The 25,183-nt window shown below is 32.7% G+C and carries 17 protein-coding genes; 7 read left to right on the top strand and 10 right to left on the bottom strand.

The window, feature by feature from the left end:
• Nucleotides 1-17 precede the first annotated feature (17 nt).
• The 6 genes from IPJ53_01200 to IPJ53_01175 all read right to left on the bottom strand — a co-directional run bounded on the left by IPJ53_01200 (nt 18) and on the right by IPJ53_01175 (nt 9,430).
• Nucleotides 18-2,849: an outer membrane beta-barrel protein gene (locus tag IPJ53_01200; GenBank protein MBK7797706.1), complete on the bottom strand. Its 2,832-nt coding sequence runs from the start codon at nt 2,847-2,849 to the stop codon at nt 18-20.
• Between the two features lie 31 nt (nt 2,850-2,880).
• Nucleotides 2,881-4,053, bottom strand: coding sequence for an aminotransferase class I/II-fold pyridoxal phosphate-dependent enzyme (locus tag IPJ53_01195; protein ID MBK7797705.1), 1,173 nt, complete (start codon nt 4,051-4,053; stop codon nt 2,881-2,883).
• A 66-nt stretch (nt 4,054-4,119) separates the two neighbouring features.
• Nucleotides 4,120-5,292, bottom strand: coding sequence for a glycosyltransferase (locus tag IPJ53_01190; protein MBK7797704.1), 1,173 nt, complete (start codon nt 5,290-5,292; stop codon nt 4,120-4,122).
• Nucleotides 5,273-6,424 (bottom strand): glycosyltransferase, encoded by a 1,152-nt coding sequence (locus IPJ53_01185; GenBank protein ID MBK7797703.1) that lies wholly within the window; start codon nt 6,422-6,424, stop codon nt 5,273-5,275. Before IPJ53_01185 ends, IPJ53_01190 begins: the two co-directional genes overlap by 20 nt.
• Nucleotides 6,414-8,033, bottom strand: a complete 1,620-nt coding sequence (locus IPJ53_01180) for a hypothetical protein (protein MBK7797702.1) — start codon at nt 8,031-8,033, stop codon at nt 6,414-6,416. Before IPJ53_01180 ends, IPJ53_01185 begins: the two co-directional genes overlap by 11 nt.
• On the bottom strand, nt 8,030-9,430 hold the full coding sequence (locus IPJ53_01175; GenBank protein ID MBK7797701.1) for an oligosaccharide flippase family protein: 1,401 nt from the start codon (nt 9,428-9,430) through the stop codon (nt 8,030-8,032). The genes IPJ53_01180 and IPJ53_01175 overlap by 4 nt, the downstream gene beginning before the upstream one ends.
• Nucleotides 9,431-9,785: 355 nt before the next feature.
• Here IPJ53_01175 and IPJ53_01170 point away from each other — a divergent pair, with 355 nt between their 5' ends.
• Both IPJ53_01170 and IPJ53_01165 read left to right on the top strand, forming a co-directional pair.
• The gene (locus tag IPJ53_01170; GenBank protein ID MBK7797700.1) at nt 9,786-10,439 is read left to right on the top strand and encodes a hypothetical protein; all 654 of its coding nucleotides are present in this window, start codon (nt 9,786-9,788) and stop codon (nt 10,437-10,439) included.
• Nucleotides 10,440-10,447: 8 nt separating this feature from the next.
• Nucleotides 10,448-11,524 (top strand): hypothetical protein, encoded by a 1,077-nt coding sequence (locus IPJ53_01165; GenBank protein MBK7797699.1) that lies wholly within the window; start codon nt 10,448-10,450, stop codon nt 11,522-11,524.
• Between the two features lie 71 nt (nt 11,525-11,595).
• Here the strand turns inward: IPJ53_01165 and IPJ53_01160 are convergent, their stop codons facing one another.
• Complete coding sequence (locus IPJ53_01160; GenBank protein ID MBK7797698.1) at nt 11,596-16,593, bottom strand: hypothetical protein; 4,998 nt, start codon at nt 16,591-16,593, stop codon at nt 11,596-11,598.
• A 233-nt stretch (nt 16,594-16,826) separates the two neighbouring features.
• On the opposite strand from IPJ53_01160, the gene IPJ53_01155 reads away from it, so the two are divergent.
• The 5 genes from IPJ53_01155 (at nt 16,827) to IPJ53_01135 (ending at nt 22,509) form a co-directional block, all read left to right on the top strand.
• Nucleotides 16,827-17,780 carry a glycosyltransferase gene (locus IPJ53_01155; protein ID MBK7797697.1) on the top strand — a complete coding sequence of 318 codons (954 nt, stop codon included), beginning with the start codon at nt 16,827-16,829 and terminating at the stop codon, nt 17,778-17,780.
• Nucleotides 17,780-18,403 carry a 16S rRNA (guanine(527)-N(7))-methyltransferase RsmG gene (gene rsmG / locus IPJ53_01150; protein MBK7797696.1) on the top strand — a complete coding sequence of 208 codons (624 nt, stop codon included), beginning with the start codon at nt 17,780-17,782 and terminating at the stop codon, nt 18,401-18,403. Before IPJ53_01155 ends, rsmG begins: the two co-directional genes overlap by 1 nt.
• The gene (locus IPJ53_01145; protein ID MBK7797695.1) at nt 18,393-19,532 is read left to right on the top strand and encodes a T9SS type A sorting domain-containing protein; all 1,140 of its coding nucleotides are present in this window, start codon (nt 18,393-18,395) and stop codon (nt 19,530-19,532) included. Before rsmG ends, IPJ53_01145 begins: the two co-directional genes overlap by 11 nt.
• A 133-nt stretch (nt 19,533-19,665) precedes the next feature.
• The gene (gene metG, locus IPJ53_01140) at nt 19,666-21,813 is read left to right on the top strand and encodes a methionine--tRNA ligase (GenBank protein MBK7797694.1); all 2,148 of its coding nucleotides are present in this window, start codon (nt 19,666-19,668) and stop codon (nt 21,811-21,813) included.
• 99 nt (nt 21,814-21,912) lie between these two features.
• On the top strand, nt 21,913-22,509 hold the full coding sequence (locus tag IPJ53_01135) for a hypothetical protein (GenBank protein MBK7797693.1): 597 nt from the start codon (nt 21,913-21,915) through the stop codon (nt 22,507-22,509).
• On the opposite strand, the gene IPJ53_01130 is transcribed toward IPJ53_01135, so the two are convergent.
• Genes IPJ53_01130 through IPJ53_01120 form a run of 3 tightly spaced genes read right to left on the bottom strand, consistent with a single transcriptional unit; the run spans nt 22,496 to nt 24,616 of the window.
• On the bottom strand, nt 22,496-23,188 hold the full coding sequence (locus IPJ53_01130) for a TIGR04283 family arsenosugar biosynthesis glycosyltransferase (protein MBK7797692.1): 693 nt from the start codon (nt 23,186-23,188) through the stop codon (nt 22,496-22,498). The genes IPJ53_01135 and IPJ53_01130 overlap by 14 nt on opposite strands.
• Nucleotides 23,189-23,217: 29 nt before the next feature.
• Nucleotides 23,218-24,279, bottom strand: coding sequence for an arsenosugar biosynthesis radical SAM protein ArsS (arsS, locus tag IPJ53_01125; protein MBK7797691.1), 1,062 nt, complete (start codon nt 24,277-24,279; stop codon nt 23,218-23,220).
• A 4-nt stretch (nt 24,280-24,283) separates the two neighbouring features.
• The gene (locus IPJ53_01120; protein ID MBK7797690.1) at nt 24,284-24,616 is read right to left on the bottom strand and encodes a carboxymuconolactone decarboxylase family protein; all 333 of its coding nucleotides are present in this window, start codon (nt 24,614-24,616) and stop codon (nt 24,284-24,286) included.
• Between the last annotated feature and the right edge of the window lie 567 nt (nt 24,617-25,183).

Genomic DNA, 25,183 nt, shown 5'->3' with positions numbered 1-25,183 from the left:
TTATTTTCTTTTTAAGACTAACCCATAAAATGTCCACGTCTGTTTTTTTCCAAGGCTGTTTTAATTCCACGCATATTATAAGTAAAACTCAACAGGAAGTATCTAGCTAAAGTAGAAGTAGTAGTTTGAGTTACAATATTTGACCAGGCAGACTGATTGATCCCTAAATTTTTATTAAACAAATCATAACCGGAAAGTCTGATTTCACCTTTATCACCCTTTAGAAAAACTTTATATAGTGAAACATTTAAAAGTGGAACTGATTCATTGAAACCACTTGAATTATTAATGAATTGACTGTAATTGAAACTTGTGTTTAAAAATAGTTTATAAGGGAATTTATAATTTAACTCCAAACCTGAAGTGTAATTCTGAAGCTTGGTAGATTCTAATGAGTTTAAGGAAGAATTTTGATCAGAAAACCTGGCACCACCGTTTAGAAAAAATGAAAATTGATCTATGGGAGTTAAATTTATCCGAAGGTTGAAACCATGCCCAAATGTAGTAATGTCATCTTGTAACGAATTAATCAAAGTAAACCCTTTGTTATAATTAAAATTATATCCGGTATTAATTGTGAATTTATTTTTTCTTATTGGGAAACCAAAATCTAAATTGGCCCAGATACTCTGTGTGCCGCTAATATTGGTTGGTGTGATACTTGTAATCCTTTTTGAATCAATATCCCGTGCATAAACAAATGCATTTTCAGTAAAAGTATAATTCATTCCAGCCCATAGGTTGGTAAAATTTAGTGGATTAAATTGTCTGAAACCTCCACCAAATCGATGTGTAAGTTCCGGCAGTAATCCAGGATTCCCAAGTCTGATAAATAATGGATTTGAATTGTCTATCACCGGTAATAAATCATTCACGGAAGGTTCTCTAAGATTTACTGAATATTCAAAGTTGACATTCCTATTTTTTTTGAGATCCATCTGTAAGCTAAAATTGGGAATAAAATTTTGATACACAACTTTAGTTTCTACATTATTTGACGAATCAAATCCTGTCTTAAAACGTCCTTGTAATAAAAGATCCTGAAAAGCTAAACCTATAGATAAGTTGGCACCTTTATAAGAGTATCGGAGCGAGGTTCCAATTCGGTGATATTCAATATTGTTTTCAAAGTTTCTACTCAGAAATTGATTTTTTAAAGAGCTGTCTTGAATTTGATCGAATACATCTCTTTGATAATCAGTGTTCCTGTTACTGTAATTGTAAAAGCTTTGTATAAAAAATCTTTTACCCAGTGGTTCAACATATTGTACGCTGCTTTTGATTTGAGATTTATCATTGTTGGTTTGTAAGATTTGGTTCAAAACTGCAACGGAATCAATAAATAAGCCTAATTTGTAAAAATTATTAAGGGATTCCTGTTCAGATTTTCGATCACTCACATTAAATATATATGCTGCACTTACTCCCAAGGACCTCCCTTTTCTTTTAAATTTTTTTCTAAAAATGACTGAACTTTGAGAATTAATTATATTATTGTCGTACTGAGAAAACATTGACAGATCTGACAACAAGGTTTCGGATGGAGAAAGTGTGGTAAAGAAACCATCAAGTTCATTTTGGACGCCACCAATATTAATACTGCTTTTAAATACAAGACTATGCAATGAGTCAAATTCTTGTTCAATTCGAACATCCATTTTATGGCTTTGTTTTGTATTCGTTCTGAATGCAGTATCTAAAGTGTTGTATGGATTATCCAGGTAAAGAAAGTTTTGGGACCTTTTGGCCTCAGAGAACAATTCATCAAAATTATAAAAATAGGTGCCGCTAAACTTGGTCTTTTTGTGATCGTAGTTATAGTTTAATCCTCCGTTATATTTTTTAGGAAAGCCATTGGAGCTGCTACCAAAAAAATTTGTTTCAATATTGTCTTCATCGTCTTCAGAAAAGTAATACCTAACTGAGCCACCACCACTAAATCCAAAATCACCATCATCATTCCAATTAAAAGAATTGCTTCCTTTAAAATCCTGGTAGTCATTCCAAGAAAGTCCATTTCTACCTGTATTGGTCACGGAGGCCAGAATTGAAAATTGTTCCTTTTGATTAAACTTATTGTAATTTCCTTTTAATTCTGCGCGATCTTCAGTTCCAATACCACCAGTAATTTTTCCGAAACCACCTTTTTTAAATTCATCTTTTAGGGTAATATTCATACTTTTATCTTGGGAGTTACCTTTGATTCCAGTTAATTTTTCCTCTTCGGTAACTTCGTTGAATACCTGTACTTTTGAAATACCTTCTGCAGGGAGATTTTTTGTTGCTGCTTTTGGATCACCACCAAAAAATTGTTTACCCTCCACTGTCATTCGAGTTACGTCTCTACCCTCTGATTTAATGGATCCATCCTGGTTTAATTCAATACCAGGAAGTTTGCGCAATAAATCTTCAAGGGTTGAACCGGCTGGAACTTTAAAAGTTGAAGCATCATATTCGATGGTGTCTCCTCGAATGCTCATTGGTGCTCTTGCAGCCTTAATAACTACCTCAAACAATTCTTTAGAAATTGGTTTAAGCATTATTTTACCTAAATTAACACTAGAGCCGGAAGCGTCCACTTGTATTTGTAAAGGCAAGTATCCAATATAATTAATTTTAAGTAAATATTTTTTAGGAGAAATATTTTTAAAACTAAAACTACCATTTTCCTCTGCCCTGGTGTAATCTATTAAACTGCTGTCCTCAGGCTCCAACAAATATATAGATGCAAAGGATAAGGGAACATTTGAACTGTCAATTACCATACCACTTAAGTCAAATTTATTGGTTTGGGAACAGATTGTAAAGGAATTTAGAATCAGAATTATATAAATTAATAGAAGTCGCATGGAGACATTTTTACAAAAGGAAATAACTGATTTATTTGTTTCTTATTGTAGCATGACCTGACTTTAACCTTTTTGCAGCCTCTAAAAGGGTTTCTTCTTTTTTGGCAAAACAAAAACGGATCAGTCTTGGATCATAATGGTCATGGTAAAAGGCTGAAATAGGGATAGCGGCTACTTTATATTCTCTGGCTAGCAATTGAGCCATTTCTTCATCAGGACAATTGAGCACTCGGGAATAATCTGCCAATGCAAAATAACTTCCTGCGGTAGGATAGATTCTGAATTGACTTCCATTTAGCAGCGATGTAAAGTAGTCTCGTTTATTTTGATAAAATGTGGCAAGTTCAGTAAAAAATTTAGGCTCATTTTTCATAAATCTAGCTATGGCCATTTGGGATGGTGTATTAACAGAGAATACTGTAAACTGGTGAAGTTTTCTAATTTCATTGGTGAGGTATTCGCGGGCAACTGTATAACCGATTTTCCAGCCTGTGTTGTGTAAAGTTTTACCCATTGAATAGACAACAATACTGCGCTCCATAAGAGAATCAAACATTAATGCACTGGTATGCTTAATTCCATCATAAACTAATAAGTCATACACTTCGTCCCATAATAGTAGCGTATTTAGTGGTTGAGTGAGCTTGTCAATTTTTATAAGGTCGTCTAAATTAAGTATGCTACCACAAGGATTGTGTGGGTTATTAAACAAAATAATTTTAAATTGATGTTCATTTAGTAAGTTTTCAAAATTCTCCCATGGAATATTGAAGTCCGGTTCTTGCAATCTTAGGTAAATTGGAATTCCACCATTGGCAATTATTGCAGGAGCATATGAATCATATGCTGGTTCAAATATTAAAACTTTATCACCAGTTCCAATAAATGCGCTTATAACAGTAAAGAGAGCTTGCGTGGCTCCAGCAGTTACAGTAATTTCTTTATCCACCGAGGCAATAAATGAATAATCATTCAGAAGTCTTTGCGCAATTTGCTCCCTTAATGCTACTAAACCGGGCATAGGGGCATATTGGTTAAGACCTTCTTTAGCTGAGGAATAAAGAAATTCAATTAATTCTTCGGGAGGATTAAAGTCAGGGAATCCTTGAGCAAGATTAATGGCATTATACTCCATTGCTAATGCAGTCATGCGGGCAAACACAGATACTCCTGATTGAGGAAGCTTAGATTCGTGATTCAGCATTTTTGTAAAAATTCAATATGAATGTAAAAATAGTGAAGAAATGTTTATTGAAAATTGTAGTATTAATTAATTGTCTTGAAGGGAGTTAATAAGTGAATTCCATTTTTCTTCAGGATTGTAATCAATATTTGGAATAGGGGACAGAGAGGCATGTTTATATTTTAAGATGAAGTTGATTAATTTTTCAGACTTATCTAATTCTAAATGATAAATCAATATTTTGGGATAATCTGAGAGAAATTCTATGGATGGATCCGGTGGTCCATATGTGAAGTGAATGATAGGTAATCCTGTCAAACGATACTCATATAATTTGCTAGGGAGTCCCTGGTAATTGTGATTAGCAAAGTTAATCAGAATGTTCGTTTTTTGATAAATTTCTATTAATTTATGTTCCTGAAGAGTAGACATAAAGTCAACCTCCGCTTTATTTTTGAATGCAGCATACAAACTTTTATCTTGCTTTCCTGCCAATATTATCCTGAAATTATTATTTTTTAAACTGTAAGAATTTATTGTATCTAATATTAACTGAAGTTCCAATCGACCTTCTCTTACTTTTTCGTAAGTATTGCCAATAAAACTCATGATGGTATTTTTACTAATTGTTGGATCCAAACCTCTAAAATCCAGTATGCTTCCATTGTAAATTATTCTTGTTTTTGACGGATCTAAGTCAAAGTTAGATTTGTAGAATTTAAAAATTTCATTAGAATTTAGTATAACATAATCAGATTTATTTAGCACAAGTCTTTCAAACCAATTTAATAGTGGAGAAATCCATTTAGGTAATTTTTGATTGGGGTTGTGTTGATAAAGATCTCCTATATCGCAAATCCATTTTCTTTTTGGCCAAAATATTTTACTCATTATTCCTGCAATGTGAGTTGAAAATGGGTTTGAAAAAGTAATTAACACATTTTCTCTATTTGAGTAGAAAATTAAATATTTTATTGTAACCCAAATATTATGCATTATATAAATATCAGGAAAGATAATTTTTTTGATGAATTTGGAAAAGAAAGAAGGTTTATTAAATATTTCTATTTTAAGTTTATATATTTCATTGTCTGTTCTTGAGTTTGTAACATCTTTATTAACAGAAATATTTTTTGTAAATTTCGAGCAAAGTACTTTTACTTTCCATTTGAGTGATAGAATTTTCCGAACATTCTCAATTCTAAGTGTTCTAGGGTTTCTTGTAGGAAGACAATGTGGGCTAAGCAAGTAAACTTTCATTCAAAATTAATTTATACGCATCGGTGATTTGTTGTCCTGTCAAGTTTGAATTTAGTTTAGCTTTTGTGGATTCAATGCTGTGATGGCAATAAGCATTGTATTCAGATTGACTGATAAAAGCGATTTGATCAAGAACCCTTGAAGCGTCTTCAATATTATTTTCTTGGGCTATCCATGCATTATAACCATTTATAGCTGTTTCTGGTATGTCACAGTGTGAGGTTGTAAAGACCGGTTTTCCAAGTGTAAGCGCATCTTTAATATTTACTGGGCAACCTCCCTCTGTGTCTTTGAGTTTTGTTCTTTTACTTAGATTAACTACAATGTGACTCTTTTTAATTTTATGAATATAGTCGGATATACTTAACTTATTTCCAAGTGAAACATTATTCAAGTTATGAGTTTGGATTATTTTTTGAAGATTAGTATAATATTTTCCATCTCCAATTTCACCATGAAAATGTATTTTAAATTTGTTTCTATATTTTGAAAGTGCGAGGGCGTGCAATAAAATGTCTTGCCCTTTTTTTTCGGTATATGTGGCTACCTGAGTGAGTTGAATGGGGTAGCCAAATGGTTGAATTTCTATATTTTTTGATCTGGAAAAGATCATTTGTATTATGATAATATTTTTTGATTGAATCCTATATTTTTCCAAAAGATTTTTACTATAGGTTCCCTCGACTGCAAAATGGGCACCATATTTTGATAATCTATAATATTCTTCTTTTATGTTGGGGTGTTTATTTGGTAAGTACTCATAATCAAAACCATATAAAGATATTAAACATTTTCTACCATATTTCCCAATCAATTTGGAAAAATTTAGAGCTACATGACCAAAATGAAAATGCAATATTTGTATCCCTTCGCTATTTATAAACAATTGGATTTTTTTATAATTATTTATTTCCGAAATAGCTGCTTTAATTTTGGAAATTAAATTAACAGGATAGTTGCATTTTATCCCAACATTTTCAATTTTGATAAATTTTAATGTAATATTGGGACTGTAATATCGACAGCAGATATAATGAATACAGTTTTCCGAACTTGAATTTAGTAACTCCTGAATCCAATTCATGGTTTCAGGGAGGTAATAATCAATGAAGTGTAGTACTTTAATTTTCATACTTTCTCGTTTTCTCCAGATTTTGGATCCAGACAAGAATTGATAGTAGTCTAAATTTTGATTGTAGGTTATGTGGTTTATATTGCTTAAGAAAATCAACACTTCCAGATTTATATTCTTGGATTAGAGAATCTATTTCATTTTCGAGCAGATTGTAATTATAGAAACTTCTGGTTTTATGAAAGATATTTAAGATTTTTTCCAAAATATCGTTAAGTCTGAATTTTAATATAAATAAATTTGCATTGACCCAACTTAAAGGGATACCCGTTTTTTGCCATGGAATATTACTTAGACTTGTTGGCATACTGGAATTAAGTGCATTAAGGTATAATTTCTGATCTTTTAGGTACGATTTATTGCAGGAATATAGAAATGTTATCCACTCCATGTTATAAAATGGGGTGGCTACTTTAAAATATCTACTTAAAATATATAAATGTATCGTTGCAAGATTAGTCATTTTTTGATCAATAAGATAAGGATGTGGTGATTTGAAATTGTAGAAAGAATCTTGAACTTCGGTATCAGTATTTTGGAATCTGAAATAGGTTTTGGCTTCCTTTGATGTTATTCTTTGTTTTTTGTAATGGGGTGAAAATCCACCAAAGAATCCGGATACTAAAATATTGTAGTTCTTTGATAATTTTCTTAAAATATTTCCTTCATGGAAATGTTCCAGACTCAAGAGCCCTTCACCGATCAAAAAGGATTCCTTTCTGTCTGCAAACCAATTTTTGTAGGTTAATTCATATTGTACATTCTTTAGGTTAAGGACTTTGGAACATATTTGTGCTATTTTTAAATCAGCACTGTTTTTAATTCCAAATGTGAATGTTTCGATAGCTGGAACATCTCGGAGGAACCATGTTATCCACCTGCTATCTCTTCCACCACTTAAGGCAATTCCTGTTTTTTGATTTTTTAAGTCGAGAGACTTTATGCCTTTTTCGAAAAGTGTAATAAGGCTATTTGATTTCATTTTAGAATGTAAATGGGGTAAAGACACATTTTGCCATGACCAATATCTGAACTCAGAAGTCTTATTGTTTATTAAGCAATGTTTTAACACAGTTGCGGCTTTAACTCGCCTTGTGGATTTGAACCAGGTTTGATGAGATATAAAATGACCGTTTTCGTAATAATTTCTAATTGAATTTTCATCCCAAACCAATTCTGATTTAAAGATTTCATTTAGATATATAAGACGATTGGTATATACGAAACCAGTTTCGTTTTCAATTATGAATATTGGAATGAATCCTAAAGGATCTGTAATGATATATATATTTTCAGATATTTCATCATGGATGATTAATCCTGCAATCCCGGAAACGGAATTGAAAAAAGTAATGAGTTTGTGAGATTCAAAATCAAAGTTTATATGATAGAGTTTATCCCATTCTTCATTAAAGTTTAATTTCCTAACAGGATTTCCTAACAGAATTATTTTTCTATGATTAATAGTTGCTGGATTATGGTAAATGCCTTCTCTCGATTCACAATATATGAAATTTTCCTGTTCATAAGAGTAGACTTTATCATGTGAGTATATGTTAGTTAAAACATTTTTACCATCCTTCTGCCAACCGCCAACAAAATCAATCATTCAGATATTTTAAAATTTATTAGCTGTGTAAATTTATTTCTATTTGTAAGAAACAAAACGATGAAAAATGAAGCCACCACCATAATACTATTAATAATAAAATCTGAAAACACTAAAGAATTTATATAGATGATTAAATTTATTATAAGAAGGAAGGAAAAAATTTGGTACAATGTGTCTAAAAGACTCACTTTTGTCCATTCTATTTTTCTCAAAAGATAAGTAATTCCTATTAGAGTAAATATCAATGCATAGAATATACTGAATTTAAAAAAAGTTATTATGTCTATGGAGGAGTAAAAAAATATAGCACATAAAAGATAATTGAGCCCTAGCAAAGTAACATTCCAATAAAGAACCCATCTGGAAGCTCCGATTGATAACAAATATGTGGTTAAAATATTGTTGATAGCCTTTATCAAAGCAATTATTAGAAAGTAACGAACAAAGACAAGAATATCTTTCCCTTTAGATTGATAGGCAAGATTTAATATATATTCTGCGTGAACCCAAATGAAGAAATATATCGGAATAATAAAATATAAGTAACTTACAAGACTACTTAAAATTATTTCATCGACTTGGACAAGATGTTTTTTAGCTTTTGAAAGACTTGGGAAAATGGCTTTGCTAAATACAGGATTTATTTTGGAAAATATGAGAAAACTGAATTCAGAGGCAAGATTATATGGTCCTAATATGGGGAGACCAAATAATAAAAATATTAAAAGTGTGTCATATTGGCCTTGGATAAAACTCAATATTTGAGAAGCCATATTTTGAAGTGACGGTGTAATATGGTTCGTTTTATATTTTGTTTCAGCTATGACCATTTCCATTTTTGTAAATTTCAGATGGACTAAATGACATAACAAATAATATATGAATTGTCTAATTAGAATCCCTATTGAAAAAATATACAATGGATTATATTTGAATATAGTGATGAGAATAAAAACTAACTCTATTGAATAGGAGAAGATTTGAATAATAGAAATTTCTTTTTGTTTTTCAAATAAGATAAGCAGATTATTGTATTTGGATCCGACGGAAATGGTTAAAAGTATTAAGCAAGCAATTACCGCCAGATGCCAGGCATTTAGTTCTTGAGAATATAAGAAGATCGATCCTAAGATCAGAATACTTAGAATGGTGAGTTTAAATTGAGTAGTTGTTAATTTTTGGATTAGTTTGGGACTTGATTCATGTTGTTGAACTATTGAAAAGAACATACCCGGCTCAAACGCAGCAAGTGCAAACCTGAAAGTCACTTGAAGAATGGCAAAGCTTCCTAAATCTTTAAACCCCAAAATACGACCCAAAAGAACCAGTGTTATTATTTGGATGATTGCAATAACCATCGTTGCAAGTAATTGCCAGCGAAAGGTGCTATTCATTTTTTGATTGAACACTTTAAAGTCCTATGTTTCAAGGCAAATTTAGGCTTATTAATTAAAAAAGTCGCTAATATTTAATGTATTTTTGCCAGATATTCAAGTTGTTATGGTTGAATACTGCGGGAGAAATGAAATATTTGTAACGAAATCCTGGATGGAGGCACTGAATCTTAATTCAAGTTATTTGATTTATGAGAATTCTTATAAAGGAAGCACCATCAAAGCAAGCTTTTGGGTCAAACAAATTTTGAATTTTAAAATTATCAAGTGCCCACCTTTTACGCCCTATAATGTTCAAATATTACACGATTGGAATACGAGTAGCTCATTGGGCAGGTATAATAATGAAGTCCATTTGTTATTGGAATTAAAGCAACAATTAATTGGTTTTGCTCAAGTTCAGTTAAAACTTTATCCAGATATTTTACATGCGCCAATCGCTTTTGGTAGTGATTATTCCTTTCAATATACATTAAGTTGTCGTATTCTAAAAGAACAGAATGAAGATTCTTTATGGAAAATGATACCTAGTTCTACCCGCAATCATATTCTTAATGCTCAGGAGGAACTGACGGTAGAGATTAAATCTGAGTTTTGTTCTGAGACTTTAAATTTTTTAGTTTCTGATAATTTTTATTCTTTGGAGGGCCTAACAACAATTAAATTGAAGGCAATTGAGCAACTTTTGGGAGGCATGCAGCACATTAAAATTATTTCCTGTAAAAATAGATATGGCAAATTGGTATCTACTTCAATTTTTATTAAATCAGAAAGTACTTGGTACTATTGGATAAATGTAAATAGTAAAACAGAGCGATCGAGAGGAGCTCCTTCTGTTTTGTTATGGGAAGGGATAAGGATTGCTCTAAATGATTCTTGCGAATTTGTATTTGATGGATCAATGCAACCACGGCTAATGAAAACATTTAAAAAATTCTCAGCCGAATCATTTACTTACTGTTATGCGAAGGCTAACCAATCTTTTGTTTTTAGAACCCTAAATATTTAATTATCATCATGAGTTTGGAGCCAGGTTTGATTCTTGAGGCAGAACAATTAGCTTTGGGATGGCTGAAACAAGCTCATATCAAAGCCAATTATAATGGCTTCTGCCACAGTAAGAAATTATGGTTACCTGAAAGTATATCATGGGAAAAGCCATATCCTGAAACGACTGGTTATCTCATTGAAAATTTTCTAAGATTTAATAACGGAGGTTCAGTTGAAAATAGTTCCATTGGATTAAGGGCTGCAGATTGGCTTTGCGAGATACAAGCCAGTGAAGGTTATTTTTTTTCTGGAGTTAAATTTATAACACCTAGTGCTTTTAATACATCTCAGGTTCTTTTCGGATTAATGGAAGCACATAATATTGAAGGAGTTCATAGCTACAAAAAAGCCCTTGATTTAGCGATACGCTGGTTGCTTGGGCAGATTGGATTGGATGGAAAATGGGAGTCTGGACTTTACCGGAGTGGATATTTTGCCAGCTATTACAGCAGAGCTATTTGGCCTCTCTTATGCATCGAATATTTTCCTGAACAAAGAGAAAAAGCCACCGAGTCATTAGATTTGTTATGGGAAAATACAAATAATTATTATAGTTTTAAAGATTGGGGATTTAATCCATCAAAACCTGGATTAAGTCATACAATAGCCTACACCATTGAGGGATTTATTGAATCAGGAGTTGTTCTAAACAGACAAGAAATGATAAACTATTGCTTAAATTCTCTTGAAGTATTATGCAAAGTAATTAAAAAAGATGGTCGCCTCGCTGCAAAGTATAATACAAGATGGCAAGCCTGTTCGTTTTCGAAATGTGTCACAGGTCAAGCACAAATAATTAGTTTGCTTGCAAAGGCATTTCAAATATCTCCAAATTCTATTTATAAGAGTACTGCATTGACATTGATGGAGGAAATGATAAATTGGCAAATTAAGCTTATCAATAAATCACACAATGGTGCCTTTCCTGCCTCAATGCCAATTTATGGTGCATACTTTCCATTTAGATATGTTAATTGGACTAATAAATTTTTTCTTGATGCCTGTTATCAAATAAAGAAAGTTATGCCAAATTGGTTTTCCTGATTTTTGCAATCTATTAAAAAATTCGTGAAAGTTAGTACCATTTGTTTTCCATTTCGTCTACTAATCAAAAATTATCTTATGATGACCATTTTACCGAAATTATTTTTAAAGAATTCATCAGTATCTGTGTTTAATTTTTTGATTTCTTTGCCTGACTGATCTTTAAAAACCACTTTGTATAAGTATACGCCATTAGCTAATTTGGTACCAAAGTCATCAGTTCCGTCATATTCATAATCAGTAATATGTGTTCCTATATTTAATGGACCGATTTCGTTTTGGTCAATTTCTTTAACTACTTTTCCTGAAATAGTTAGAATTTGTATTTTGTAATAGGCTGGTATTTCACTACCTGTTAGCGTGTAGACGAATCTTGTTTTTGTTGTAAATGGATTAGGATAATTAAATACATTCGAAACGCTACTTTCCCTTACAATAGTAAAATTTGTCAAAATGTCTGCATCTGAAACCTGATTTCCGTTTGCATCTTTTGCACGAAGTATTAAATCATAATTCCCATTTTGATTAAAATCTCCGTCAATAATAACTTTTGCTTCATTTTTATTTTGACCTATTGTAGCAGGGAAAAACTGTACGTTTATTTGAGAAAAATAAATTTGCTTAATTTTTCTGTCAGGATACTTTATTTTTATATTGAATAAGGATGTATCTTCAAGCGGAAAGCTTAAGTTTTCATCTTTTAAACTGATTTCAATTTTTGTAGTAGGGGAGACTATATCACCATTGTTTATGGGCTTACCATCAAAAGCAACTGTTACTTTTGGCTTTCTTAAATCTTTTCTAACATAGTAATCTACTATTCCAATGTTATTAAAGAAATTTACTTCAGGTTGATCATTTTCCGGATTTAATTCAATATATAGTTTATAAGCTCCGGATTGCTTGGAAGTTGAAAGACTGAGAGGAATTTTTATAGACCCCATTGATTTTACAGGTGCAAATCTTTTTGTTTGTATGATTGGAATATTGTTAGAACTGACAGCAGTAAATTTTACAAGTAAACTATCCATGTCAAAGTCGCTTACATTTTGTGCTAATACTTCTATATTTAAAATGGATCCCTGATTCAAAGTATCTGAATTTCTTTTGAACCAAAGATTTGGATTGATTGCAATATCAGGGTAACCTGAAAAATAGACTCGCCAGTAAACATTATTCGGTGATGTACGGCTTATGCTATCTTTAGAAAGCCATTCAAGTTTTAGGTATGGATATTTAGAAGCATCGATTCCCCTCAAGTCGTAACTTTGATCGGTAAATGGTCCATATAATTTTGTTTCTGTTCCTATGTTGTCAACACCATATATATTGATTGATTGAATATCTTCATTTCCATCAAATTTGTTAAATTGCCAAGTGAAGGAATCGTAATATTTAGCAGGTCCAATTAAAGTTGAGTTTACTGAACCTTCTGTGTATTTGATGTATACAAAATGTCCTAAATCATTTTCAGAGGTAAGATTGCCAAAACTTTCTTTGGCAATATAATCCGCTCTATTTTTTCTAAAGATAAAAATATATGGAACTGATCCGACGAGCTTTAGATTTTCAATGTTTTTAGCTCCAAAAGATTTAAGGACCGTATAAAGATTTTTCTGTCCATCAGAATCCCATTTTTCGGGATGGAAGCTGCCATTATTTTGAACCAAGCTAGAAATGACTACTACAGCATTGTTTGGTAATTCATTTTCTAAAAAAGTAATAAGTTTTTCCCTTTGTTCTTTTGTTTCAGTTTGGTATAGGAAAAATTTTTGTCCGGCAAAATCTGGATCAAATTCGCTTTGAAAATCTCCACCTGTCTTATTGATTAGTATGGATCCATTTAAAGGATGGAAAACAGAGACAAGGATCCCAGAAATGTTATTTCTGAAGTTAAAATGGTTATAATCCACTTCTACTTGAGAACGATAGAATATTTTAGGTCTTAAGAAGGTTGTAGGAGTGGTTGCAGCATTAAATACTCTGAAGTCTTCAATTCCTTCTTTAAAAGTGTATGTTCTCTCTGGTTCTTCAATTTCCATTTGATTGAAGTTGTTTGCAGCGTGTTGAAAGAAATGTGACTGATTCCATCCGGTTTTCTCACCAGGAAGATATATAAAAGAGCTGCTTCGCCATGCAAGAATTCCAGACTTCAGACTATCTGGACGAACACGCCAATAATATACAACATTTGGTAGAAGATCGCTTTCAAGTGGCCAACTTATTACCCCGCCTTTTTGATAGATGGCATTAGATTTTTTAAGTGGGGAATTGTAATACTCGGTAGTATCAATTTCTAAATAGTAATTGGAGGGATTGGCAAATGCGTTACCGGTGCTGGCCAATAATGTAGGACGCTGATTTTTAATGATGCTGAATTCCTGAGGATAAACAGGTCTTGCATCATCCCCAATGACATAATATTTAAATCCTTTTTCTCCATTTAAATAAATTAATTCATTATTTTTTTCCGCATCCGGATTCGGAAGTTCAGCAATTTTCTCATTTGCATCGACTTTTAAGTAAAGCTTATTAAACCCTACTGATTGATCAGCCTGAACTGGAATGGTGAACTCAAAATTTGACCTATACGTTGGACTGGGCACCAATCCATTAAAGACATTAGTAATTTTACCATCAGGACCTTCATTTTGTAAAAGTAGATTTATACTGTCTCTGTAGTTTACTCCAAGATTCACAATGTCTACACTAAACTTAAAATTCTTGGTATTAGCATAAACCAAACCGGGGTTAATTTTTGCAGTTGATGCATCAGGTGTAAAATCCTGGCCCGGATTGTTGTTAAAGGCTATGGAAGGATCCCCATTAAAACTAGTAGATAATGCCTGGTGAATAATAGATTCATTTTTAGTTAATACCATGTTCGTGTTAACTTCTTTAATTGCTTCACCAATAGATTTTCCATAATACTTTCCGCCAACTTGTCTATAAAACTCAGAACCATAAACAGATAATACATAAGGGAGTCCGGAGGTAGAGTTGGCAAGGTAGATGATTGATCCTCTGTCTGCAGCAAGGTTATGAGTTTCACTTATACTTCTGATGTTGTCAAACATTTGACCTGCATAGCAACCCATTGCTACGAAAAGATGATATTTGCCTTTATTTTCATATGAACTTATATTTTCTAAGTTGAAGTCCAGCCTAAATGCAACTGAGTGTCCCATAAAAGAAATTATTGAAACACCGTTATCCACGAGGGACTTTAGTTTTTCAGAATTTGACACCTCTATAGCAGAAGAACTTTGTTTATAAAAAGTTTCAACCTGGGCTCCATATTGATTATTTTCTATTACATCCTCCATTGAAGCAAGCTGTGATGATATGATCCCAAATAAGGTAGGATCGCCACCTGACAAGTGAATTACTTTTTTAAGCCATTCACGGTTAGATATGTTATGACTCGTGGAAGATAAATAGCTTTCGTGTTCTTTAACTTTATTGAGATAGTCAGAAATTTCATTTCCATTAATTGCGGGAATTCTACCCAGTGCATAAAATGGAATTCTGGCTGAGTCAGATACCATCATATAATCAGCAGCTGGAGCGCTGTGTGTAGGTACAAAATTGTATTCTCTGGATTTGTTTTTTCTATAAACATGATATTCAAGTCCTTTTCCTATCAGTAATACAAATTTGGTATTCGGCCAAATTTGACGACTAAACTGGAAAAAATTACGCATTGAAATAGCATGTGAATATATACCGTAGCCAAAACTATTGTAAATATCCTCAACAGAAACTGCTTTGACTTTATGTTTTCCACCAGCAGCACTACTTCTATAATCAACATATGCTTGAATTTGATTGTTACCCAAATTTCCATTAATAAGTCTTTCTGAACTTACAATGATAAAATCGTAATCCCCATTTTCAAAATTTTCAAAATTTACAGGATTTATTTCTGCAATGGTATTAATCTGATCTTTGTTTAAGATAATGATTTCTCTATCTAATTGTGAGGGTGGTAAATTAATTTTGTAGATTCCGTTGGGTTCTTTATTACTTAAAAGGTAAGATTTGTTTGTTAAGTCATATACTATGATTTCGTTGCCTCCATTAAAATCTTCAATTTCTAAATACCGTTTTGTTAATGAGCCCGCTATAAATAACTTGGTGATTTTGGATTGGTCAAATTTAAATTCTGCAGGAAAGGAATATTCGATTTTTGAAACACTAAGTCTGTCATCTCTATTTCCATCAGCAAGAATTTTAAAGTTCATTTGTTCCTTTAAATCCTCAGCATTTAGAGAAATGCCCCCCTCCTTAACTTTAAATCCTGAAAAAGCTATAAAATCCTTAAATTCATTATCTAGATAGAATGAAGCCTTATGTGCCGAGGCGTCTTCTCCATAACCGAACAAAGTAGCTTCAATTTTTACTTCAAGAAAATCTTTAAAGGAATTCTTGAAATTGAGGGCGAAAGTCCGTTCTGTAAAATAGTCAGTACCGTATCCCTGACCCTCGTCAAAATCAGGCATTTTTTGGGTGTGTTGGTATCCAAAGCTTCTTTTTGTAGTTACTTCATTAAAGTATTCAATTACTTTTTTAGTATAATATAAATCTTTGGGTAACAAGTTAACCAAATCATTATTCTCCTCTGTAATTCTATTTTGGGTAGTTCCCTGAGTCCAGGTTAAAAAATAAGAAAGACTATCGGTAAACATACTGTACTCAGGATTAAAGAGTTCACTTTTGTTGTTAAATAGCGTTTCATCCAGTTCAGCTCTGTTTCGGAATCCCATAAATTCAATGTAGTCATTTGGCCCCAAAACACCTTGTGTGGAAGTCCTTAGAGCTATTTCCTGACCCAGCTTAAAAATCTGATATTGATCTCCCCTGATGGATTGGACAGGTATTCCTGAATTCAGAAGGGTTTGGTAGTTAATTCTACAAAATCCATCAGCAGCGAGGCTAAATTTAAAGTATTTCTGACCCTTGGTAAGCCATTCATTTCCAAATAATTTCTTACCATTAAATGTCATTTGACAATAGATGGTTTGAATAGCAAATAAAGAAATAAAGATAAATGTCGGAATACAGCGCATTTTTATCATATTTAACCTTTGATAAGCGAGATAATCAGTCACAAACATATAATATATATTAATAATATAATAATCATTTTTAATTTTTAATTTAATTTTCAGTGAGTTTTGCTTTAATAATTTATCTCTTTTATGCTTTTCTATTCATTCAGCTTCTTTTTTGGATATTGCAGCTATCAAAAATAACTTATTATATCCCACCCCCCCCTTCCGGAACAAACAGTTTTCCTCCGGTGACAGTTCTCATTTGTATAAAAAATGAATATGATAACCTTAAATCCAATTTACCCTCAATAATTGATCAAAAATATGAGAAATTCGAAGTACTCATTGTGGATGATCATTCTTCAGATAGGGGGGTGGAGTATCTTAAAAGCCGATACATTAATGAACCCAGGCTTACAATTCTGGAATTAAATACCGGTGTTTACGGTAAGAAAAATGCAATTCTTGAGGCCACAAAATTTGCAAAACATAATATTCTGCTATTGACAGATGCTGATTGTACACCTCAATCAGAATTTTGGATATCAGAAATGGTGAACGGACTAGGAAATGAACAGGATATTGTATTGGCTTACACCCCCTACCTCAAAGAACCATCTTTGTTGAACAGGTTAATTCGATTTGAAACATGCTTGAACGGGGCACAAATCTTGAGTGCAGCTCATTTGGGCTTTCCGTATGCAGGAGTAGGTAGAAATATATTATACAGACGTTCCTTGGTAAGTGCTGAAGCTTTAAAAATGTCCTATTTATCGGGAGACGATGATCTATTGGTGAATGGCATGGCTACCAAAAAAAATACGAGTATATGTCTTAATCCAAATTCATTTGTTTATTCTACTCCAAAACAGTCATGGAAGGAATATTTTATGCAAAGGTGGAGACATTATTCAACATCTACCGGCTATTCAATAGGGTCTCAGGTCTATTTATTCATCAATTTTATGAGTTTAATTGGATTTTATGGTGTCTTTATTATGTTATTATTTCTTCAAATGCCATTATATGCATGGATTGCCTATACTATTCGACTTATCATTATTTGGCCAATTTTTTTTACTTTGAGTAGAAAATTTAAGGAAACAGGATTGTCTCTTTTGTTTCCAATTTTGGAATTGGTTTATGTGCTTTTTATATGTTTGCAACTACCTTTACTTTTCGTACGTAAGAAAACCTGGTAATGGAAATACTTTTAAAATACTTTCAGAATTTAACCAATGAACAAAAGCAAATGTTCAAGGATTTACTTCCATTGTATCAGGAATGGAATTCAAAGGTTAATATTATATCGCGTAAAGATATTGACGAATTCTACTTACATCATGTATTACACAGTCTCACCTTGGTTTCAAGAATCAGTTTTAAGCCTGACACCAGAGTTTTAGATTTAGGTTGTGGAGGCGGATTTCCAGGGATTCCATTAGCCATTTTTTATCCTGAAGTACAGTTTACTTTAATTGATGGCACCGCAAAAAAAATTAAAGTAGTCAGTGATGTTATTGACCGTTTACAAATTAAAAACGCTACAGCAAAGCAAGTAAGAGCTGAAGAACATAAGGGAAAATACCATTTTATTGTAACAAGGGCAGTTTCTAGACTTCCTGAATTGTTAAGCTGGACGGGTCACTTATTTGAGAAAAATCAGATTAACGCTATTCCAAATGGATTGATTGCTTATAAAGGTGGCGATTTACGGGAAGAACTCAAATCAGTTCCTCGAGGTTTTTATTACGAGAAGTGGGACATTTATGCAGATTTTCCTGAGCCATATTTTAAAGAAAAATGCATGGTTTATGTGCAATAATAACGGCAAGTCATTGTTCAATATTTTCACTTTAATATTACTTTTTGATCCCCTGGTTGCGGTTTCTCAAGTTCTCAATTTAAAAGAGATCTGTACCTTACCTGCAGAGCTGCAAGAGAGTTCAGGATTATTTAGCCTGAATTCAGGAAATACTTTTTGGACACATAATGATGGAGGAAATGATCCGGTGTTGTATGAAATTGATACTTTGTGTAACATTTTGAGAAAAGTGTTGGTGAGGAATGTAACCAATGTCGATTGGGAGGAGATAACAGGAGATTTTGAAGGCAATTTATTTTTAGGGGACTTTGGCAATAACAACAATGAGCGAAGAGATCTCAAAATTTACATCCTCAATCACCTTCAAGAAAACAAGAATGATACTGTTGAGGCATCAGTGATTTCATTTAGATATGCCAATCAAACTGAATTTCCACCTGATGCAGCGTATCGTAATTTTGATATGGAGGCTTTCATATGGTTTGAAGGTAATCTTCATTTATTCAGTAAAAACAGGACCAATCCATTTTCAGGTTATTGTTATCACCATAGAATCCCAGACAAACCGGGAGATTATACCACATCTTTAATAGATAGTTTTCAAGCAGGGAAGGGTATTATGCAGCAATATTGGGTCACTGGAGCAGCTGTTAGTCCAAATCAAAAAAGTTTGATTTTACTATCGTATGACAAATTTTGGTTATTTAATCCTTTATTAGGCGCAAATTTTTTTTCTACAAAGTCAAAAACCATAAATTTTACGGGGTTGACACAAAAGGAAGCTATATTTTTTGTTTCAGAACAAGAAATTTGGTTGACTGATGAATACTATTCATTATTGAGAAATGGGGGAAAATTGTACCAAGGGTTTATAAACCCATTGTTACAAATATTTAAGGCAGGAGATATTGGAAGTTTTATTTCCCCCAATCCATCCAGGGATTTTCTCAAAATTGATTTCGAAGGTAAACTTAGAATTAGTATTTGGGATCCCATGACAAATAGCATGGTATTTCCTACAATTGGTGAAGACCAAATGATAAATGTATCTTTCTTAAGACCTGGAATTTATTTTATAGCAGCAGAGACTCCCAAAAGAAGGTTTATACAAAAATTTGTAAAGTTGTAATCCAAGTACAAAATAAAATGATTTAAAGACTTGTATATATTGTAAAAAATTATATTAATAAAATCTAAATATTAGAATGTACTCTTGAGGCTATAGTATTATCTTCGCATTATTTTTGAAAAATGGCCCGAAAATGCTAGTCTACAAAAGGCACCTCATCACAGCGGCACTGCCATATGCTAACGGACCACTTCATATTGGTCATTTATCCGGAGCTTATCTATCAGCGGATGTTTTTGTACGATTTATGAGGTTAATGGATAAAGATGTTCTTTTTATCTGTGGATCAGACGAACATGGTGCAGCAATTACGATGAGGGCCCTTAAAGAACAAAAGTCTCCTCAAGAAATTATTGATAAGTACCATCATCTTTTTATAAAAACTTTTGAAGGCATTGGTATTTCATTTGACTATTACGCACGTACTTCGGATTCTTTGCATCATGAGACTTCTCAGGATTTTTTCCGTACTTTATATAAAAGCGGTCAATTTGAAGAAAGAGAGACTGAACAATATTTTGATACCGTACATAATCAGTTCTTAGCAGACAGGTATATTACTGGGACCTGTCCAAAATGCGGTAACGATTCCGCTTATGGGGACCAATGTGAAAATTGTGGCACATCTCTCAGTCCTACTGAGTTAATTTCGCCAAGATCTGTATTGAGTGGTGAAAATCCAATCCTTAAAAAAACAAAACACTGGTATCTACCCCTTGAAAAGCATGAATCTTGGCTGAAAGATTATATTGAAAAAGGGTTGATTGATGGATCTGAACACCACGACCCGGACACTTGGAAAAAGCATGTCGTTGGACAATGCAAGTCTTGGTTGGACAATGGTTTACAAGCAAGAGCGATGACCAGAGATTTAGATTGGGGAGTGGATGTGCCGCAGGAAATTCCGGACAGTGCCGGTAAAAAGTTATATGTTTGGATGGATGCTCCTATAGGGTACATTTCAGCTACAAAAAAGTGGGCCAAGGAAGTTAATAAAGATTGGAAAATTTACTGGCAGGATGCAGAAACTGAATTAATCCATTTTATTGGAAAGGACAACATCGTTTTTCATTGTATAATATTCCCGGCATTACTCAAAGTCCATGGCGGGTTTGTACTTCCTACAAATGTCCCGGCAAATCAATTTATGAATCTTGAAGGTAAGAAAATTTCTACCTCTAGAAACTGGGCAATTTGGGTGCATGAGTATCTTGAAGAAATGCCCGGTCATCAGGATGCTCTCAGGTATTATCTAATTAAAAATATGCCTGAGCAAAAAGACAGTGAGTTTACCTGGAAAGGCTTTCAGGAGGCATATAATAATGAATTGGTGAACAATCTTTCCAATTTTGTTCATAGGGTGCTTGTTTTGACCCAAAAATATTACAATGGCATTGTCCCTGATTTTGACCCAGACTGTTTTGTAAATGGAGTGATAAGTGATGAGTTGGGTGGCTACCATGATTCTGAATGTCTTTATCTATTCGACCAAATTCAGGAGCTTAATCAATTTCTCAGGCAATATGATTTCAGAGGTGCATTAAAAACGCTAATGGAAATTTCAACTGCCGGCAATCAGTTGCTTCAAAACAATGAACCATGGAAAATTTTCAAATCAGAACCTGAGGTGGTAGAAGTGGTTATGAACCTAACCTTGCAGTATGTTTGTGCCATTAGCATTGTGATGCAACCGTTCTTACCTTTTGCATCTGACAAGTTAAGAAAATTATTAAACCTCCCGGAGGTTAAAGGTAATGGTGAATTATTAAATCTTCTTGATGAGTTAGCTGAAGGGCAATTGATTTTACCTATTGGCCACCAGTTGGAAAAGCCAGATTATTTGTTTTCAAAAATTGACGACGAAACGATAGAAAAACAAATAGCAAAGTTGCAAAATACGGCTTTTGTTGAAATAAAAGATGATTCGGCGACAGTCAATTATTTGCCGCAAAAGCAGGAAATAACTTACGATGAGTTCATGAAAATGGACATCAGAACAGCAAGAATATTAGAAGCTGAAAGGGTTCCCAAAGCAGACAAATTACTCAAGCTTAGCCTGGATCTTGGTTATGAAAAAAGGATTGTAGTGAGCGGTATTGCAGAGTATTTTAAACCAGAGGAAATTATCGGCAAGGAAGTTTTACTACTTGCAAATCTAGCTCCCAGGACCATTAGGGGCGTTGAATCAAAAGGAATGATACTGATGGCAGACTCTGAAAATGGTAAGCTTTCTTTTGTATCACCACAAGATGCCTGGCCGGTTGGTTTTTCTGTTAAATAGCTGTATTGTTTAATTTTGAAAATTCCATTCTATTTAAAAGTTCTTAGTTTTTTTCAGGATGTTCTTATCAAAGAAAAGGGATCTGTCCTAAATCCTGAAATGAAGGTATATCTTTCATCAGGGAGACTAAAATTGGTAACAGGACATGCAATTTATTCTTATGAGGATAAATATTTAAATTTTGTAGAAGCTTTTAACTTTGTTAACATTGCTCACAGAGTAACAGATCGTGTTTTGGTTTTGGGTCTTGGGTTGGGAAGCATTCCATATATTTTAGAGAATCAATTTAAACTACGGCTTAATTTTACCTGTGTGGAATTGGATTCAGTTGTGATTGAACTTTATAAAGAATTCACACAAGAAAAAATTAAAAGTCAAATCAATATTTTTCAAGATGATGGATACGATTATCTTTTAAAATCAAACGATAAATTTGATTTAATTTGTATGGATATTTTTAGTGATGCAAAAATTCCAGCTCAATTTTCAACAATTGATTTTCTAAAATTGTTGGACAAAAATTTATCAGCAAATGGAATTCTTATTTATAATCGACTTGCAGAAAGCCTACAGAATGTAGATTTAAATGTACAATTTGATTTAATATTTTCTAAAATATTTCCAAACAGAAAGTTACTTAAGCTTAGTACCAATTCGATGTTCATAGCTGAAAAAGTAATTATCAATAAGGATTAAGCATTGATAGATATGTCTTTTTAATAACCTTGGGATCAGAACCTGATAGATATAAGGAAAACGCCTTTCGATTGGCAAGGAGGACTTTTAAATAGCTATTCGTATTGTATTTTCTAGTGGATACTGTTGTGTATTTGTCAAAAATATGTAATTTTTCTTTTTTGATTGCTCTTCTAATAAAATCATATTCCTCCATAATAACAAATGATTCATCAAAACCTTTAAGGGAATCAAAAAGCTTTTTACATACGAATAATGTTTGGTCTCCTCCCCTACACCAAAGCCAATTAAATCTCGTAAAGTATGAGTTTACTTTTAAAATAATCGGTCCGCCATCAAATTTCTGACGATACATACCAATTTTCTTACCTGCAGCAAAAGCAGTAATTATGTCTTGGGAAAATCTTTCGGGTGGTAAAACATCTGCATGTACAAAGTATAAAATTTTACCCTTAGCATTTTTACCTCCCATATTCATTTGGACCGCTCTACAAGAAACCGGAGTATTTAAAATCTCAACTTCATATTTATGTGCAATCTGTATAGTATGATCTGAGCTCCCACCGTCGATGACAATTATTTCCGTATTTAGTGGATCTGTTTGTTTTCTTAGAAACTGCAAAAGATTTCCAAGATACTTTTCTTCATTAAGAGTTGGTATAATGATACTTAGGAGCATTTAACCGGTTGACTGAACTTTTTATATAGCTATATGGTAGCACCTCCACAACTTGAACCTGATCCTGCCGTACACCCAAAACAATGTTGATTAATTACAATATCTCTTTGGGAAAGTTCATTCACATTAAATTCTTTCAGGTGTTTGTTTTTACTTGATACCTTTAATTCCAGCATTTGGTTAAAATCACAATCGTACAAGTATCCATTCCATCCAACACTGATTGTATTTCTACACATTACATTTGAGGCAGCCAAAGGATTGTATGCAGAAATTAATTTTTCCATGTAATTATCATAATTTCCACTTTCAAGGAGATATTCTAAAAATCTACTGATTGGAAGATTTGTGATAGTGTAAAGTTCATTGAAACAAATGTTATAAAGTGATTTTAATTTCTTTTTGTATTCTGTTTCAAGAGTTGATTGTTCAGGTGGTAGAAATGCACCACTTGGATTGTATACTAAATTTAGTATTAATCCTGAGTCTTGAATTCCATAACCCACAGCATTTAGCAGATGTAAAGCATCTATGGATTTTTGAAAGACTCCATCCCCTCTTTGTGCATCTGTTCTGATTGCATTGAAATATGGGAGAGAAGAAACAACTTCAATATTGTTTGATTTAAAAAACGATGGTAAGTCATTGTACTTTTTATTCGAAACTATTATAGTCAGATTTGAACGAACTATAATTTTTTGAACATTTAATTTATTTATTTCCTCTACAAACCATTTAAAGTTGGGATTCATTTCAGGAGCTCCACCCGTCAAGTCTATTGTAAGTGCATTTGAATTTTTAATTGCTTCCAAACACAAATGCATTGTTTCTTTAGTCATAATCTCTTTACGGTCAGGTCCGGCATCCACATGACAATGTTTACATACCTGATTACACATTTTGCCAACATTTATCTGGAATATTTCCAATTGTTTAGGCTTTAGTGGAAAAAGACCACTTTCTTTCAACTTATTCGAAAATAATTTATGACTAAATTCAGTATCCGGAATATGAGAAATAACTTCTAGCTGGTGGAAAACATCGGCCAATTGACTTTTGCGTCCTTGTAAGGATTTAGTTTGACTCTGCATAATACTACATGGATATTTCCTTTACCTTATTCATCATTTGCACACCATGTACAAGTGAAGCCCCTCCACGGATGGCAGCTGCAACATGTACGGCTTCCATAATTTGAGCTTCATCACAACCTTTTTCTAAGGTATCTACACTATAGGCATCAATACAATAAGGACATTGTATTGCGTGTGCAACCGCAAGAGCAATCAGACTCTTTTCTCTACTTGTAAGTGCACCTTCTTTAAAAACTTCCCCATAATAGTCAAAAAACATTTTTGCAAGCTTGGGTTCAAATTCACTTATTTGACCAAATTTTTTAAGATCCTCCGGATTATAATAAGTTTTCATTTAAAATGATTTTTAAGATTTATGTTTAAGTATGGCAAAGATATTATCTTAGTTGAATTCTAGGATTATTTTAACAATATATAGTATGGATTTCGAAATTATTTTAGTCAAAAGCGTTTTGAATAGAAGGTAACGACTAAAGTATATTTTTCATATATCCCTTCCTTAGTAATATATTCACTTTTGTATACCTTATATTTTCAATTCAGATTGGGAGGTAAATTTAGTCTAGGTGTTAATTTTAAAATATTGCCACAGAAATTCATGCTTCTAATATGTCTTAAGAATAGTATATGAATCTTATATTTCAATATTTTAAACTGTAAATCAGAACGTAAAATGCATGAAATTATTAAACATTTCAAAAGGGAATGAATTAATAAATTTGATTTATGTGATGAGATTTATGTCTGGATCTTTCGGATTAATAAGCTTACTTATTACATAGCTTTATTCAAAAGAACAAGGCAAATTAAATTTGATATAATTGAAGATCTTTTGAACAAATCTTGTAATATTTGTTTTATGTTGGAGTAAATTTATTGGAGGAATGTGGATGATGTTAAG

The organism is Candidatus Vicinibacter affinis, assembly GCA_016714365.1.
GTDB lineage: Bacteria > Bacteroidota > Bacteroidia > Chitinophagales > Saprospiraceae > Vicinibacter > Vicinibacter affinis.
This window is presented reverse-complemented; position numbering and strand designations above follow the sequence as displayed.